Source organism: Providencia stuartii, from assembly GCF_029277985.1.
GTDB classification, from domain to species: Bacteria; Pseudomonadota; Gammaproteobacteria; order Enterobacterales; family Enterobacteriaceae; genus Providencia; species Providencia zhejiangensis.
The window spans coordinates 1,976,983-1,994,245 of the sequence record NZ_CP119546.1; the positions used below are offsets into that span (position 1 = coordinate 1,976,983).

At 42.0% G+C, this 17,263-nt stretch carries 16 protein-coding genes; 15 read left to right on the forward strand and 1 reads right to left on the reverse strand.

Annotated elements, in window-relative coordinates:
* Positions 1 to 6: 6 nt before the first annotated feature.
* From fabG to umoD, 15 genes are all read left to right on the forward strand, one after another.
* Positions 7 to 741, forward strand: coding sequence for a 3-oxoacyl-ACP reductase FabG (fabG, locus tag P2E05_RS08580; RefSeq protein WP_154624446.1), 735 nt, complete (start codon positions 7 to 9; stop codon positions 739 to 741).
* Positions 742 to 896: 155 nt separating this feature from the next.
* Positions 897 to 1,133: an acyl carrier protein gene (acpP, locus tag P2E05_RS08585; RefSeq protein WP_099110956.1), complete on the forward strand. Its 237-nt coding sequence runs from the start codon at positions 897 to 899 to the stop codon at positions 1,131 to 1,133.
* Between the two features lie 78 nt (positions 1,134 to 1,211).
* Positions 1,212 to 2,462: a beta-ketoacyl-ACP synthase II gene (fabF, locus tag P2E05_RS08590; protein ID WP_196713187.1), complete on the forward strand. Its 1,251-nt coding sequence runs from the start codon at positions 1,212 to 1,214 to the stop codon at positions 2,460 to 2,462.
* 173 nt (positions 2,463 to 2,635) lie between these two features.
* Entirely contained in the window at positions 2,636 to 3,466 is an 831-nt protein-coding gene (gene pabC, locus P2E05_RS08595) for an aminodeoxychorismate lyase (RefSeq protein WP_247047307.1), read from the forward strand.
* A 19-nt stretch (positions 3,467 to 3,485) separates the two neighbouring features.
* Positions 3,486 to 4,514 (forward strand): endolytic transglycosylase MltG, encoded by a 1,029-nt coding sequence (gene mltG / locus P2E05_RS08600; protein WP_154624444.1) that lies wholly within the window; start codon positions 3,486 to 3,488, stop codon positions 4,512 to 4,514.
* Between the two features lies 1 nt (position 4,515).
* On the forward strand, positions 4,516 to 5,142 hold the full coding sequence (gene tmk, locus P2E05_RS08605) for a dTMP kinase (protein WP_154624443.1): 627 nt from the start codon (positions 4,516 to 4,518) through the stop codon (positions 5,140 to 5,142).
* A gap of 9 nt (positions 5,143 to 5,151) precedes the next feature.
* Positions 5,152 to 6,144, forward strand: coding sequence for a DNA polymerase III subunit delta' (gene holB, locus P2E05_RS08610; protein ID WP_163861364.1), 993 nt, complete (start codon positions 5,152 to 5,154; stop codon positions 6,142 to 6,144).
* A gap of 13 nt (positions 6,145 to 6,157) precedes the next feature.
* Entirely contained in the window at positions 6,158 to 6,949 is a 792-nt protein-coding gene (locus P2E05_RS08615) for a metal-dependent hydrolase (protein ID WP_154624441.1), read from the forward strand.
* A 28-nt stretch (positions 6,950 to 6,977) separates the two neighbouring features.
* Positions 6,978 to 7,328: a purine nucleoside phosphoramidase gene (gene hinT, locus P2E05_RS08620; RefSeq protein ID WP_154624440.1), complete on the forward strand. Its 351-nt coding sequence runs from the start codon at positions 6,978 to 6,980 to the stop codon at positions 7,326 to 7,328.
* A gap of 9 nt (positions 7,329 to 7,337) precedes the next feature.
* Positions 7,338 to 7,754, forward strand: coding sequence for a YcfL family protein (locus P2E05_RS08625; RefSeq protein ID WP_196713183.1), 417 nt, complete (start codon positions 7,338 to 7,340; stop codon positions 7,752 to 7,754).
* Positions 7,754 to 8,338 (forward strand): penicillin-binding protein activator LpoB, encoded by a 585-nt coding sequence (gene lpoB, locus P2E05_RS08630; RefSeq protein WP_154624439.1) that lies wholly within the window; start codon positions 7,754 to 7,756, stop codon positions 8,336 to 8,338. Before P2E05_RS08625 ends, lpoB begins: the two co-directional genes overlap by 1 nt.
* Positions 8,328 to 9,200: a phosphotransferase gene (locus tag P2E05_RS08635; RefSeq protein WP_276123090.1), complete on the forward strand. Its 873-nt coding sequence runs from the start codon at positions 8,328 to 8,330 to the stop codon at positions 9,198 to 9,200. Before lpoB ends, P2E05_RS08635 begins: the two co-directional genes overlap by 11 nt.
* Positions 9,201 to 9,276: 76 nt before the next feature.
* Positions 9,277 to 10,296, forward strand: a complete 1,020-nt coding sequence (gene nagZ / locus P2E05_RS08640; protein WP_154624437.1) for a beta-N-acetylhexosaminidase — start codon at positions 9,277 to 9,279, stop codon at positions 10,294 to 10,296.
* Between the two features lie 845 nt (positions 10,297 to 11,141).
* Entirely contained in the window at positions 11,142 to 12,446 is a 1,305-nt protein-coding gene (locus P2E05_RS08645; RefSeq protein ID WP_154624436.1) for an NAD(P)/FAD-dependent oxidoreductase, read from the forward strand.
* Between the two features lie 697 nt (positions 12,447 to 13,143).
* Entirely contained in the window at positions 13,144 to 13,746 is a 603-nt protein-coding gene (gene umoD / locus P2E05_RS08650; RefSeq protein WP_154623830.1) for a UmoD family flagellar biogenesis regulator, read from the forward strand.
* Positions 13,747 to 13,812: 66 nt separating this feature from the next.
* Here umoD and mfd read toward each other — a convergent pair whose 3' ends face one another.
* Positions 13,813 to 17,256 (reverse strand): transcription-repair coupling factor, encoded by a 3,444-nt coding sequence (gene mfd, locus P2E05_RS08655; RefSeq protein WP_276123091.1) that lies wholly within the window; start codon positions 17,254 to 17,256, stop codon positions 13,813 to 13,815.
* Positions 17,257 to 17,263 lie beyond the last annotated feature (7 nt).

The window sequence follows — 17,263 nt, forward strand, 5'->3', positions numbered from 1 at the left end:
GACGATATGAGCTTTGAAGGAAAAATTGCACTGGTAACAGGCGCGAGTCGCGGTATTGGTAAAGCAATTGCTTTAACACTTGCTGCGCGTGGTGCGACTGTTATTGGTACAGCAACAAGCGATAAAGGAGCAGAAGCGATTTCTGCTTATTTAGATGGAAAAGGCAAAGGTTTTGCTCTGAATGTGACAGACCCTGCATCAATTGATGAAACCTTGAATAATATTCGTCAACAATTTGGCGAAATTGATATACTGGTTAACAATGCAGGTATCACTCGTGATAACCTTTTGATGCGTATGAAAGATGATGAGTGGCAAGATATTATTGACACCAATCTATCATCCGTTTACCGTTTATCTAAATCCGTATTACGCGCCATGATGAAAAAACGTTGTGGGCGCATTATTTCAATCGCATCTGTTGTGGGTGTGATGGGAAATGCGGGGCAGGCGAACTATGCAGCAGCGAAAGCTGGGCTAATTGGTTTTAGCAAATCATTAGCACGCGAGGTTGCTTCCCGTGGTATCACCGTCAACGTCGTTGCTCCTGGTTTTATTGAAACTGATATGACCAAAGCATTGACAGATGAACAGCGTGCAGGCATTTTATCTCAAGTTCCTGCCGATAGGCTGGGTGATGCGCAAGAAATTGCCAGTGCTGTAGCGTTTTTAGCTTCTGATGAAGCTGGTTACATCACAGGTGAAACATTACATGTCAATGGCGGCATGTACATGATCTAAAGAAATGATGGAACCATTTGCATTATTAGTGTTAATTAGCGCAAAATAATGCAAAATTTAGGTTCCAACAGCCGGGATTGGGTTGTATCTTTTCCTGTATTTTATAAACTACGAAAACCATCGCGAAAGCGAGTTTTGATAGGAATTTTAATAGTATGAGCACTATCGAAGAACGCGTTAAGAAAATCATCGTTGAGCAACTGGGTGTTAAAGAGGAAGAAGTTGTAACAACAGCTTCGTTTGTTGATGACTTGGGCGCTGATTCTCTTGACACAGTTGAGCTGGTTATGGCTCTGGAAGAAGAGTTCGATATCGAAATCCCTGACGAAGAAGCTGAAAAGATCACAACAGTGCAGGCTGCGATTGACTACGTCGAGAACGCATCTAAGTAATTGTTTTAAAACTTATCTAGGCGGTCACTCGACCGCCTATGTTTCTTTGGTAACTTTTTCCCTCCTTGGAGGATATACGTGTCTAAGCGTCGTGTAGTCGTAACTGGACTGGGCATGTTATCTCCTGTCGGCAATACAGTTGAATCATCATGGAAAGCTGTTTGTGACGGACAGAGTGGTATCAGCCTCATCGAACATTTTGATACTACAAACCATGCAACTAAATTTGCTGGTGTAGTGAAAGATTTCAATTACGAAGATTATGGTATCTCCCGCAAAGAAGCACGGAAGATGGACCCATTCATCCAGTATGGTATCGCTGCTGGCTATCAAGCCATCAAAGATGCAGGTCTGGAAGTAACAGAAGCCAATGCTACTCGTATCGGTTTGGCGATTGGTTCTGGTATTGGTGGTCTAGGCTTAATTCAAGAGAACTGTGAAGCACTACAACACGGCGGTCCTCGTAAAGTTAGCCCATTTTTCGTTCCTTCTACGATCATTAACATGGTCGCAGGTCATCTGAGCATTATGTACGGTTTCCGTGGCCCAAGTATTTCTATTGCCACTGCTTGTACCTCAGGTGTGCACAATATCGGTCATGCGGCTCGTATGATCGCTTATGGTGATGCGGATGTTATGCTCGCAGGTGGCGCTGAAAAAGCAACAACACCATTAGGTGTTGCTGGTTTTGGTGCTGCGCGTGCTCTTTCTACTCGTAATGATGACCCACAAGCAGCTAGCCGCCCATGGGATAAAGACCGTGATGGTTTTGTGCTGGGAGATGGTGCGGGTATTATCATTCTTGAAGAGTATGAGCACGCTAAAGCACGTGGTGCTAAAATCTATGCAGAAGTCTCTGGCTTCGGCATGAGTAGTGATGCCTATCATATGACATCACCTCCTGAAAATGGAGAAGGTGCAGCGTTGGCGATGATGAATGCTCTGCACGATGCTGGAATTGAAGCAAACGACGTGGGCTATATCAATGCTCATGGGACTTCAACGCCAGCGGGTGACTTAGCTGAAGCCCAAGCCGTTGTATCTGTCTTTGGTGAAGACACTAACGTACTGGTTAGCTCAACCAAATCGATGACTGGTCACCTATTAGGTGCAGCTGGCGCGATTGAGTCTATCTTTACGATCTTATCATTGGCTGATCAGATTGTTCCGCCAACGATTAATCTGGAAAACCCAGATGAAGCCTGCAAACTGGATTTCGTTCCAGGTGAAGCAAGAAAAGTGGAAAACATGGAGTATGCTCTGTGTAATTCATTTGGTTTCGGCGGCACCAATGGCTCATTAATTTTCCGTCGTTATCACCAAGAGTAAATTAATCTAACATTATTGCCTTATTATTAGCGCTATAATGTATTTAAAGCCCCAGTATGTTCCATACAGGGGCTTTTCTTTTATTGTCATTTTGCAGTCTCAGTCAGTTTAGTTTATGATAATAAACATCCTGTTACTGACTGATTTATCAGCCATTATTATAAGAATTATCAATGTCATATTGGGTTAATGGAATTGCATGCCGTCATATTGATGTTTCTGATCGCGCTGTGCAATTTGGTGATGGCTGCTTTACGACGATTCATGTGTTTAATCAGCAGCCCAAAATGCTTGAGCACCATATTAGGCGCTTAATGCAGGATAGCGCTCGTCTCAAGTTACCTCAACCTGATTGGCAACGTCTGCAAGAGCAAATTCTCGCCATTTGTCAGCAACAAAGTCATGATGAATGGGTACTCAAAGTGATCATGAGTCGTGGTACAGGTGGCCGAGGCTATAGTTCTTTGGGTTTCAATCAACCAACAGTGATTATGTCGATAGCGCCTTTCCCTTTGCATTATCAAGCATTGCAGAAATCGGGTATTCACTTGATGTTGAGCAGTGTGCCGATCAGCAAGAACCCATATTTAGCCGGCATTAAGCATCTCAATCGTCTCGAACAGATCTTAATTCGTCAGGAAATTGATGAAGCTCAAGCGGATGAAGCATTAGTTGTTGATTCAGATGGTATTTTGATTGAATGTTGCAGTGCAAATCTCTTTTGGCGCAAAGGTGAAACAGTATTTACTCCAAACTTAACGTTTTCAGGGGTAAATGGATTAATGAGACAAAAGATTATAGCGCTTTTAGCAACCAGTCAGTACGATCTACAAGAAGTTGAACGATTCCCTGAAGTTTTAGGATGTTGTGATGAGGTGTTTATTTGTAATGCTTTGATGCCGATATTACCGGTTGCGACGATCAACTTAGGTAAAAACAAGCCTCTCTGGCAATATTCCTCTAGAGAATTATTTGAATATTTGTTGTTACGTTGCCAAATTTAGTCACAGAAATGGTTGATGAATGAAACTAGCTAAAAAAATATTTATTGCAGCGGTCGCGATTGTGTTGATTGCAGGAAGTGTAGCCTACGTCTTGTATCAACAAGTTTTAAACTACGCGAAAGAACCGCTTAATTTAACCCAAGAAAAAATTTTTACCGTGCCATCGGGAACGGGGCGTGTTGCGCTTGAGGGTTTATTAGTTAATCAAAACATCATTAATCAAACTGATAAATTCCAATGGCTGTTAAAGTTTCGTCCCGAGTTAGCCAAAATGAAAGCAGGAACATACCGCTTGCAGCCGAATATGGATATTGAACAGATGTTGGCATTAATTGCGAGTGGTAAAGAAGCACAGTTTTCTATCCGTTTTGTTGAAGGTTATCGTTTATCCGATTGGACGAATATTTTACTTGATGCGCCTTATTTGCAGCATGAGATTGAAGGAAAAACCCCGACTGAGTTATATGCACTGATTGGCTTTGATGGCGATACAACTCTGGAAGGTTGGTTATATCCGGATACTTATTTGTATACCGCGGGAACACGCGATGTCGATATTTTGAAACGAGCTCATCAACAGATGAAAAAAAATGTCGAGGAGATATGGCAGGGACGTGATAAAGATCTGCCTTATAAAAATGCTTATGAGATGTTGATCATGGCATCAATTATTGAAAAAGAAACCGGCGTCGATAGTGAAAGAAATCAAGTCGCTTCAGTGTTTGTGAACCGATTGAAAAAAAATATGCGTTTACAAACCGACCCAACGGTAATTTATGGTTTAGGTGATAAGTATCAGGGGAAAATTTATCGTAGTGATTTAGATAACTATACGCCATACAACACTTACCGTATTGATGGGCTACCTCCAACACCGATCGCAATGCCGAGCCTTGCATCGATTAAAGCAGCAGCCCATCCGGCTAAAACGGATTATTTATACTTTGTTGCAGATGGTACTGGTGGTCACACATTCAGCCGTACGCTGAATGACCATAATCGTGCAGTCAAAGTGTATCGAAAAATTGAAAAACAGAATGATAAGTAAAATGAAAAATGCCTATATTGTCATTGAAGGATTAGAGGGAGCAGGGAAAACAACGGCGATTAAAACTGTTGTTGAAACTTTAAACCAAGCGGGTATTCAAGATATTGCTTTTACGCGTGAGCCGGGGGGAACGCCGTTAGCAGAAAAATTACGCGAATTGATCAAGCAAGGAATCAGTGGTGAGAAAGTGACCGATACTGCGGAGCTGCTTATGCTGTATGCAGCACGTGTTCAATTGGTTGAAAATGTCATCAAACCCGCCCTCGCCGCGGGCAAATGGGTTGTTGGGGATAGGCATGATTTATCTTCCCAAGCTTATCAAGGCGGGGGGAGAGGGATTGATCGCGAATTGATGCAATCCTTGCGTGATTTGGTGTTAGGGGAGTTTAAACCTGCTTTAACCTTATATTTAGATTTACCACCAGAACTTGGTTTACAACGCGCTCGGGCGCGTGGTGAGTTGGATAGGATTGAACAAGAATCCTTGGCATTTTTCGAGCGTACTCGTGCTCGTTATCTTGAATTAGCCGCAACAGACGAAACCATTTTGACGATCGATGCCAGCCAAAATATTGAACAAGTACAACAAGATATTCGCCAAACACTCCAGCAGTGGTTGGCGAAGTAAGGTGAGAAAATGAACTGGTACCCTTGGTTGAATGAAACTTATCGTCAAGTGATAACGTCCTATCAGCAAGGCCGTGGGCACCATGCATTATTGTTGCATTCACTATCTGGTAATGGTGTGGAGGCGCTATGTTATGGGATCAGCCGCTGGTTAATTTGCCAAAACACCGACGGTCTAAAAAGTTGTGGTCAATGTCATAGCTGCCAGCTGATGTTGGCCGGTACACACCCTGATTACCATGTATTAGAACCTGAAAAAGGTAAAACCACCGTCAGTGTAGATGCAGTAAGGAAACTGACGGAAACCTTAAGTGGCTATGCCCAGCAAAATGGGGCGAAAGTTGCTTATATTCCGCGTGCTGAAGCGTTAACCGATGCGGCGGCAAATGCCTTATTAAAAACGTTAGAAGAGCCAACACAACAGACTTATTTTTTATTAGGCTGTGAAAAGCGAGAAAATTTACTCGCGACACTCCGTAGCCGCTGTTTATATACTTATTTGTCGCCTCCAGAGTTGCAGACGGCATGGTATTGGTTACAAAAACACATTGCAGGCGTTAACTATAATGATGCATTGACCGCATTAAAGCTCTGCCAAGGGGCGCCAGTAGCGGCGATGTCACTGTTGCAGCCTGAAAATTGGCAGCAGCGTCATGCTTTGTGTCAAGGGCTAGCCCATGCAATGCAGCATAATGATATGTTGTCTCTGTTATCTGTCATGAATAATGATAAGGCCACTGAATTGATTGGCTGGTTGCTCGGATTGTTAACCGATAGCATGAAATTACAACAACAAGCTGCACAATTCTGTTTAAATCAGGATCAGTTGCCTCTCATTAGTGTGCTCGCGTCACGAATGACCTATACGCAATTGTTTAACGTTTATGAAGCTTGGCAACAATGCCGCCACCAATTGATGACAGTGCCTGCACTGAATCAAGAGTTACTTTTAACCAATCAGTTATTACAATGGGAAGCATTAATTGCGACTCTAACACGATGAAAAAGAGTGAAATATGTTTGTAGTTGATTCACACTGCCATCTCGATTGCCTTGATTATGAAAAATTACATACAGGTGTCGATGATGTTATCGCAAAAGCATCGCAGCGCGATGTGGGTTTTATGTTGGCGGTTGCCACAACGCTACATGGGTTTGATAGTATGAAAACCCTGATAGGCAAACGAGATAATGTTGCATTTTCTTGTGGGATCCATCCGCTTAATTTAGATGAAGGCTATGATTTTGAGCGTTTAGCACAGTTAGCGGCAGGGAAGGAAGTGGTTGCGTTAGGGGAAACGGGACTCGACTATTATTACCAAAAAGAAAATGCGGCACTGCAACAGGAGTCTTTCCGTCAGCACATTCGCATTGGTCGTCAGGTAAATAAACCGGTCATTGTACATACTCGGGATGCACGAGACGATACTTTGGCCATTTTGCGTGAAGAGAATGTGACTGATTGTGGCGGTGTATTACACTGTTTTACCGAAGATAAAGACACCGCGAAACAATTACTCGACCTTGGGATGTACATCTCTTTTTCTGGTATTGTGACTTTTCGTAATGCAGAACAAATTCGTGAAGCAGCAAGAATTGTTCCTTTAGATAGGATCTTGGTCGAAACGGATTCACCTTATTTGGCACCGGTTCCTCATCGTGGTAAAGAGAATCAACCGGCCTATGTCCGTGATGTAGCAGAATATATGGCTGTTCTCAAAGGGGTTAGCCCAGAAGAAATGGCGCGTATTACCACTGAAAACTTTAACCGCCTCTTTCATTTGAATGTCGGCGATAACAACGCGTAATTATTAGTCAATATTAAAGGAAGTTGAAATGGCAGAAGAAACAATTTTCAGTAAGATCATTCGACGTGAAATCCCTGCTGATATCGTTTATCAGGATGAGCTTGTTACCGCATTTCGTGATATCTCGCCGCAAGCGCCTTCACATATTCTTATTATTCCAAATAAATTAATTCCAACAGTGAATGATGTAGCTGCGGAAGATGAACAGGTATTAGGACGTTTATTTATCGTTGCAGCAAAAATAGCTCAGCAAGAAGGCATTGCTGAGAGTGGCTATCGCTTAATCATGAATTGTAATAAAGATTCCGGACAGGAAGTGTTTCATATTCATATGCACTTAGTTGGTGGTCGCCCTCTAGGTCCATTACTCGCCAAATAAGGCAATGACGTGAAGAAAGTCGAATATGTACTAATACGTGTGTTGGCGCTCAGTATGGTGGTCTTTTCACTGAGCGGCTGCCTGTGGGGAAAAAATGATGGCTTGGTATTTAATGAACAGCAACGTGTCATTATGGAGCCCTCGGTTTTAGCGCATGGCATTATCGTAGAACAACCCGTAGTGAGTGTTGAAAACTATGCGACAGTGGCTAAAGTCAATATGAGTAACAGTCAATCCGAGGCGGTGACCATCATGTACCGCCTTTATTGGTATGATAATAACGGCTTAAAAATAGCGACAACGCATGATATACAGCAAACAATACCTGCCAATTTATCTATTAGTGTTAGTAATCAAAGTACTTCATCACTGGCGCGTAATGTACGTATTTATGTCTTCTTACCGAAAACGCTTGGAGAAAAATAATGAAACGTATCCTATTTGTTGCAGCGGCAGCGATGATATTGGCAGGGTGTCCTTCTTTTCAATCAGAAAGACCAAAAACACCACCGCCTGTTGTACCGGTTGAACCCGTAGAGCCGACTGAACCAGTCACACCGCCACCAATCGATAAGGTCCCTACGCCACCTAAACAAAAAACGACGGACTGGTCTGCGGCGGTATCACCATTGGTGAGTGAAATGTCTGGAGCAAGCGGTATTGAAAGTGGCAAAGTATTGTTAGTCGATTCAGTCAAAAACAACACAAATGGTTCATTTTCCGTGCAAAACGCAACCTCAGCGATTGTAAAAGCGGTTGATAGTAGTCACCTTTTTAAAGTTGTTCCTCAAGATGTTGTGAATACAGCACGTAAAACGTTAGGTCTATCACAAGATGATAGCTTAGTCACGCGCAGTAAGGCGATTGGGCTGGGGCGCTATGTGCAAGCAGACTATGTGTTGTACAGTGTAATTTCAGGCTCAAATAAGCAACGTGATATTGAAATGCAGCTTATGGCAGTACAAAGCGGTGAGATTATTTGGTCAGGAAAAAACGATATTGACCAATAATGATTCATTGAGGCTACTGTTAAGGCGTTATTTTCCAAAGATTGATATTAAACTCTGGGAAATAACGCCCTTAGCGGGGCTGTCTGGGGGAACTTATCGTTTGAGAGCCGCCTTGGCAGATCAAGTCGTTGAGTTAATTGCTCGTGCACAGGGGCAAGTTCAACATGCGCTCTATGTCAACCGTCGTAAAGAAGCAAAGGTGCTACAGCAGTTGCACGGGTTCGGCCAAGCCCCAAAACAGCTAGCAAGAAACAGAGACTGGTTATTACTCTCGTGGTGTGATGGTCAACATCCAAGCCATACTCAATATTTATCACCTGAATTTCAATCGTTATTAGTGGCAACCATCGCTAAATTGCATACTCAACCCTTATTAAGTTACCCGTTACAGCTGCGGCAAGAGATGGCTCATTATGGGGAGTTGATTGATCCAAAGCGTAAAACCCCACGATGGCTACGGTGGCATAAATATTTTTTGTCTGCCCCAATGCCTAAAACGTTAAAGCTTGCTCCCGCCCATATGGATATTCATCGGGGTAATATTCTCTATACAGAGGATAACAGTATCATTTTGTTAGATTGGGAATATGCTGCGAATACAGATATTGGGTTGTCATTAGAAACCTACTTTCAAGCCAATCAATTAAACACCCAACAACGACATGACTTCCTATCAGAATATTGTAATAAACATCAATCATATACAGATGCTGAACGGTTGGCTGCTCAGTGTCGCCAATGGACACCATGGGTAAAATATATGATGTTGATGTGGTATGAAGTGCAATGGAATCAAAGTCAAAATAGCGATTTTTTGTTACACTCTGGAGCATTAAGGCAATATTTTCATTTGCCGTATTAAACCGCTTTGTTTAACACAAATGAAAGCATTGAAATGCGTGTTATGACCGCAAAATAGTTTAAATAGTGAGGCATGTATGGGTCCGATAATGCTAGATGTTCAGGGCTATGAGCTGGACAGTGAAGAGCGTGAAATACTGGCACATCCGTTAGTGGGGGGATTAATTTTATTCACCCGTAATTTTCATGATGCAGCACAATTAAGGGAGCTAGTGCGTCAAATTCGTGATGCATCACGCCACCGCCTATTGGTCGCTGTGGATCAAGAAGGTGGGCGTGTTCAACGTTTTCGTGATGGTTTTACCGCGTTGCCTTCCGCACAAGCTTTTGCTGCATTAAACAGTGAGTCAGAAGGGGCTAGGTTGGCCGAAGAAGCGGGTTGGTTGATGGCATCTGAAATGATAGCCATGGATATCGATATTAGCTTTGCGCCGGTACTTGACCTTGGTCATCAAAGTATTGCCATTGGTGAACGTTCTTTCCATGAAGATCCGGAAATAGCCATGGTTATGGCAGAACGCTTTATTAAAGGTATGCGTAATGCAGGCATGAAAACAACGGGTAAGCACTTTCCAGGGCATGGAGCCGTAAAAGCGGATTCACATAAAGAAACGCCTAGGGATGACCGTGACCTTGAGATCATTCGCAAAAAAGACATGTCAATTTTTAGAGATTTTATCCAGCGTGATTTATTGGATGCAGTGATGCCAGCACATGTTATCTATACTCAAGCGGATGAACGCCCTGCAAGTGGTTCGCCTTTTTGGTTGAAATCCATCTTACGTGAGCAACTTGGTTTCAATGGGGTCATTTTCTCGGATGATTTATCGATGGAAGGGGCCGCTATCATGGGAAGTTATCCAGAACGCGCTGCGGCTTCATTATCTGCGGGCTGTGATATGGTATTAGTCTGTAATAACCGTGATGGTGCAGTCAGTGTACTAGACAATTTACCCAAGCAACATGGCAGCTTAGCCTCATCGTTATTCCACAGTGGACGGCAATATAGTCTTAAAGAGTTACAAAGTACTCAGCGTTGGCAAGAAAGCCACAAACAGTTGGTTGGTTTATCCCGTCAATGGCAAGAACAACGTTAGTGAATTGACCTTACAATGCGATGATATTGTCCTATTAGGCAATGTTGTTGTCGTCAGAATAAAAAAACACCCAAGCGTTCATTCGTTGGGTGTTTTTTTCTATCATTTGATTTAGCGGGAAAGGCCGTTGATAAGTCGTTTAGTTTTGCACTCTGTCTTGTTCTCTTACACAACCTAAAAGCTTTATGCAATGGGATGAGTGTCACCAAGAAAATCGGGTGCTTAAGTAGACTAATCATGAGAGTGACTTGCTAAGTGTTTATGTTTTCGTCGAGTGAAGGGGTTACTGTAATTGCTAGCAGAAATAGGAGAACAAGTCATAACGTCATGGTATAAGTGATAACAAAAGTGAAAGAGAAAGCAATCAAGCGGATACGATACTATTCACGGTTTGATAGATAAGGAACTTCACTCAACATATCCCTTCGTATTGATCTTATGATAGGCGTCCATTCGACATATCTAAGTATTTTAGGTACAGCTGAATAGAGTGATACAAACATTATCCGAATTGTATTTGCTATCGCCCTTATAAAGAGGGTAAGGTCGCAGGCTAGATTAACTAATTATCATTATCAAATAGGTTGGAAATTATTTCGAATATTGATTAATATCAATATATCGCTAGCTGACACGATTCGTATTTTGCATAATATGAAACTAACCTGTGATCGATGTCATATTAATCAGTCAATTTGATATGCGTCAATATTTGGTATGACCAAATAACCAAGCGTGTTATTCTCAACATGGATTTGAGGTTTATCGATGAAATGAGTGTTATTTAAGTGTTTTATCTTTTAAAAGGCTTAAATAACATTAATTTATTTTGTAATGAGGTATCCATGGCCTTTTCTCAACCAAAGATTGTGATAGTCGGTGGTGGTGCTGGTGGTTTAGAGCTAGCAACCCGTCTTGGGCGCAAATTAGGACGTAAAAAGCGTGGGGAAATCACCCTTGTCGACAGGAATCCAAGTCATTTATGGAAGCCTCTGCTGCACGAGGTTGCTACGGGGTCATTAGATGATGGTGTTGATGCACTTAGTTATCTAGCTCATGCACGCCATAACGCATTTAATTTCCAACTAGGTTCATTAACGCAAATTGATCGCGATAATAAAAAGGTTATTTTGGGTGAGTTGAGAGATAAAAATAATGAACTGTTAGTTCCTGAACGTGAAATTGACTATGACATATTGGTGATGGCGCTAGGAAGTACATCCAATGATTTTGGTACGCCGGGTGTCAAAGAACACTGTATTTTCTTAGATAATCCTCAGCAAGCACACCGCTTCCATGATGAGATGCTTAACTTATTTTTACGTTATTCAGTCCGTGATAATGCGGAAGAAAAAGTGAACATTGCGATAGTCGGAGCTGGTGCGACTGGGGTTGAGCTATCAGCTGAGTTATATAACGCGGTAGAACAGTTAACCAGTTATGGCTTTAAAGGGCTGGATACGGATGCTTTGAATGTCACCTTGGTTGAGGCAGGTGAACGTATTTTGCCAGCGCTACCGCCTCGTATTTCAGGAGCCGCGCATCAAGAATTAAACAAACTTGGCGTCAAAGTCCTGACGAAAACCATGGTAACCAGTGCAGATGATGACGGTTTGAATACCAAAGAAGGCGAAAAAATTCGTGCTGACTTAATGGTGTGGGCCGCAGGTATTAAAGCCCCTGACTTCATGAAAGAAATTGCAGGGCTAGAAACTAACCGCATTAATCAGCTGGTCGTGAAACCAACATTACAGACAACGCGTGATGATACTATCTTTGCGATTGGTGATTGTGCCTCATGCGCTAAGCCAGAAGGGGGCTTTGTGCCACCAAGAGCGCAGTCGGCACACCAAATGGCAACGCATTGTTATAATAACATCTTAGCAATGATGAAAGAGAAACCATTAAAAGACTATGTCTATAAAGACCACGGCTCTTTGGTATCTCTTTCACGTTTCAGTACCGTAGGTAGCTTGATGGGGAATTTAATGCGTGGCGATATGATGGTTGAGGGGCGAATTGCACGTTTCGTCTATATCTCATTGTATAGAATGCATCAAATAGCGCTTCATGGTTACGTCAAAACGGGATTAATGATGTTAGTGGGCAGCATTAACCGTATTATCCGTCCGAAGCTGAAGCTTCATTAATTTTCTATGTCGTTACCTTCTACACAGAAACCCTCGTTCAGTGTTGAACGAGGGTTTTTATTCTGATGAATACTATTGTTATATTAAATATTCATTCAAATGATTAATTACCCTTCACATGATACTAAAAAAGATTAACCACTTTATTGATAACGTGTTCATTCAATAAAAATAGTTCTATTAATTCTAAAAATAGAGGCTTATTTGTGAATTATTTAGTAACAAATCATTGTTAGTTTAAGTTAATCTACGTATTGCTTAGTGATTAAACATGATTTTTTAATGAGCCTTAAAGGCTTTTTTATTAAAAAATAGTTTGCATATTAATGTTATATATAATAGTTAACTATCTAATATATAACATTATCTAATAAACTAAGAAAATATATAAAATTTCATGATTGATAATTTTCTTGTTTAATAAATAGTTATCGATAATTTATCGGTTTGGGATAAAGGATTAAGTGACTAACACTAAAAATATAATAAAATAAATTGATCATAATCAAGATGTAAAATTAAATTACATTTTAATTTATTGACCTAATGATGGATGAGGTCAAAGTGAATTTTTCAAAAGTTATCGTGAGTTAAGAAAATTCCAAAAATTGTGGCTATATTGTCTGCAATCATCGAATTATCAAAATGAACGGATACAATAGAGATATTACTAATTTTGTAACTAATAAGGGCGCCTATGAAGCTAACATATAAGTTTTTATTAGCAGCAATAGCTATTTGCCTCATTATTATTGCATCAATAGTATCGTTAAGCTGGTCTGAGAAGCCAACCAAACACGCAACAGTGCTGTCTATTGAACCTATCAAATCACATCGGCTGATTGAGCATGAAAACTGTTCATTCATGGGGGTGCTGGATGGGTTCAATCAAGCATATTTATCACGTTACCATCCAGCACAAAGTGAATGTAAGATGGTATTTATGATCCAAACATTACAAAGTCAGTCTTTGCCTAAATTAGTGGATCGTGAATATCGTAGCTGTGTCATTACTGAGAAAGTCGAACAAATCATTGTGGGTTATGATGTGGTGTATCGTATTGGTAATACGCTAGGTAAAGTGCGCACAGCATACGAGCCGGGGCTATTGATACCTCTTGATCAAAAAGGTCGTTTAGATTTAAGTGCTTCTAGTAATGAACTTTGTGACGTTGCTCGTAGCGACGCTAATGCACTAATACCTTTTTATTGTGTCAAAAATGATGAAAAAGTATCAAACACATTCAATAACGCTGTTGAGATTTATCCTGGAAAGAATACGTACGCCTATTTTGATTAATATTTATTGAAACAACCTCCAGAGAAGGCTCAACTGAAGGTTGTTTCAAGGCATTTGAGCAGAGAATTAATCGATTAAGTTATCCGCAAAGTCATTTAATAACTGTTTGATAAATTCAATACGAGCATGTCTATCATTTAAATCGTGAACAAATTTGAGTCTCACAGGCCCATCGAGGCGGAACGTTTTAGGTTGATTCTGTAATAAACTGATTAAGAAGTTTGGCGACACTTTATTTTTCTCGCCAAACTCAATAAATCCACCTTGCTCATGAGCTTCTATACGCTTAATACCCAATTTTTCTGCTTCAAGCCTAATGGCTGCACTCGCCAGTAAAAAGCGCCCAGCATCGGGTAACATGCCAAAACGGTCCACTAACTCTGTACGCAGCTCGCTTAACTCCCTTTCATCACTCGCACTTGCTATACGTTTATAGAATGATAAGCGAATATTGACATCATGAATGTAATCATCAGGCAGTAGCACGGGCATGCGTAATTCGACTTCCGTTTGCTGATTCACGAGATCTTCCAATGAAGGCTCTCGTCCGTCTTTTAATGCATCTACCGCATTCTCTAATAACTCCATGTACAGTGTAAAACCGATTGTGGTCATTTGGCCGCTTTGCTCTTCACCAAGTAATTCACCGGCTCCTCGAATTTCAAGATCATGAGTTGCTAGTGCGAAACCAGCGCCGAGATCTTCAAGTGAAGAGATTGCCTCTAAACGCTTATGGGCATCAGTTGTCATGGCTTTAGGATGCGGGGTCAACAAATAAGCGTAAGCTTGGTGGTGAGAACGACCTACACGACCACGTAATTGGTGCAGCTGTGCTAGTCCAAAGTGATCAGCACGCTCGATAATGATTGTATTTGCCGTTGGAATATCGATACCTGTTTCAATGATCGTAGTACAAATTAAGACATTGAAACGTTGATGGTGGAAATCACTCATCACGCGTTCAAGCTCACGTTCGCGCATTTGACCGTGGCCAACCACAAAGCGCGCTTCTGGAACCAATTCTTCAAGGCGTTTTTTGGCTTTTTCAATATTTTCGACATCATTGTATAAATAGTAGACTTGTCCACCACGTAATGTTTCACGCAAAATCGCTTCACGAACAACCAGGTCATCATACTGACGCACAAAGGTTTTGACGGCTAAACGGCGAGCTGGCGGTGTCGCAATAATCGATAAGTCTCGCATACCACTCATTGCCATATTCAATGTACGAGGAATCGGTGTTGCGGTTAATGTTAAAATATCGACATCTGCACGCATCGCCTTGATACGCTCTTTATGACGAACACCAAAACGGTGCTCCTCATCCACCACAAGTAACCCTAAGTCATGCCAGACGATGTCGCTTTGTAGCAATTTATGCGTACCGATCAGAATATCAATTTTCCCTTCCGCAGTTTCCTCAATAATTTGCTGCTGTTCTTTTGCCGTTTTGAAACGGGAAAGCATTTCGATTCTTATTGGCCAATTTGCGAAACGGTCGCGGAAATTATCGAAATGTTGCTGAGCAAGTAGGGTGGTTGGTACAAGTACCGCCACTTGTTTATTGTTGTTGATAGCTAAAAAGGCCGCGCGCATAGCCACTTCGGTTTTACCAAAACCAACATCACCACACACTAGACGATCCATGGCGATAGGTTGGCACATATCGCTAAGGACGGCATTAATAGCCAATTCTTGGTCGGGCGTCGTTTCAAAGGGGAAGCCTTGACAAAACTCTTGGTATTGCTCTTTATCGTGCTTAAATGCAAAGCCAGGCTTGGCTGCACGTTGCGCATAAATATCGAGTAGTTCTGCTGCCACATCACGTACTTTCTCTGCCGCTTTTTGACGGGCTCTGCCCCAACTATCACTGCCAAGACGATGGAGAGGTGCGTTTTCATCTGCACCGCCAGAATAACGGCTAATAAGATGTAGAGAGGATACAGGTACATATAGCTTATCGTTACCTGCATAGGTCAGGATCAAATATTCAGCTTTAATGCCACCGGCTTCTAAGGTGGTCAAACCTTGATAACGTCCAACGCCATGTTCAATGTGTACAACGGGTTGACCGGGACGTAATTCGGCTAAGTTGCGAATGAGCGTATCGGTGTTGATCGTTCGACGGTTATCCGTACGGCGCCGAACAACACGCTCCCCAAGTAAGTCACTTTCACAAATTAAAGCGCGGTGCTGCTGAGGCTGAATAAAGCCATGTTCAGCGGCGCCGACCATAATAGCAAAACGGCTGTCGGATGGACTGGTATAACGGTTAATAATTTCAGGGCGAATTTTTATGCGACCTAATAGTTCAGTCACCGTTTCACGTCGACCTTCACTTTCAACAGAGAAAACCACGGTTCCATCAAAATGTTCAATAAATTGACGGAGCTTTTCCAATGGTTGCTTGCTTTGCCCTTGAGTACTAATGTCGGGTAAAGGTTGATAGTCTAAATTGGTATTCGCTGCTTTATCCGCTAATTTCTCAACCGAAAGTTGAACTCGAGGCCATTGTTTTAATGCTTGGTTAAGTTGTTCGACAGTGAGCCATAAATCGGTTGGCGGTAGCAGAGGACGCATGGGGTCGACACCGCGGCTTTCGAAACGCTGCTGGGTATCTGTTTGGAAACGTTCTGCTGCTTCTTGATAATGTTGCGAAATAAACAGTGTGTTAGCAGGCAAATAGTCAAATAGAGAGGGTAGCGGTTGACTGAAAAATAGGGGTTGCCAGTATTCAATACCGGTAGGCAACGTTTTCTTACTTACCTGTTGATAAATATGCTCAGGATCGCGTCTAACTTCAAAACGTTCGCGCCATTGGCTGCGAAAACGCTCAATAGCCTCTTTATCGGTAGGAAATTCGTGTGCGGGTAATAAATTGATGCGTGCTACTTCTTCAAGGGTTCGTTGGCTATCGACATCAAAAGTCCGTAAGCTATCAATTTCATCATCAAAAAAGTCAATTCGATACGGTAAAGTGCTACCCATTGGGAATAAATCGAGTAACGCGCCTCGAGTTGCATATTCCCCATGCTCTAAAACCTGTTCAACGTGACGATAGCCTGCTTTATTAAGTTCATCACGCAAGCTATCACGTGAAAGTTTATCGCCTTTCGCCATGACTAGCGCGTGACTAGTTAAAAATTCAGCAGGGCATACCTTTTGCATTAAGGTGTTGACGGGCAGGATCAACACGCCTTTTTGCATTGTCGGTAGGCGATATAAGGTTGATAAACGGTGAGAAATAATTTCTTGGTGTGGTGAAAAATTATCGTAGGGTAATGTTTCCCAATCAGAAAGTATTTCTATCGGTAGTTGGGTAAACTGTTGAATTTCATCGCGTAGGCGCAGTGTGTTCTGCATATCTCTTGTGATGATGACCACAGGCCCTTGATGACGCTCTATCATCTCTCCACATTCAAGCGCACCAGCGGCCCCAATCAAGCATCCTAGATGACGGACATCACCACCGCGCGTAGGGAGTTCATAACGAAATTTTGCAGACATAAAAATA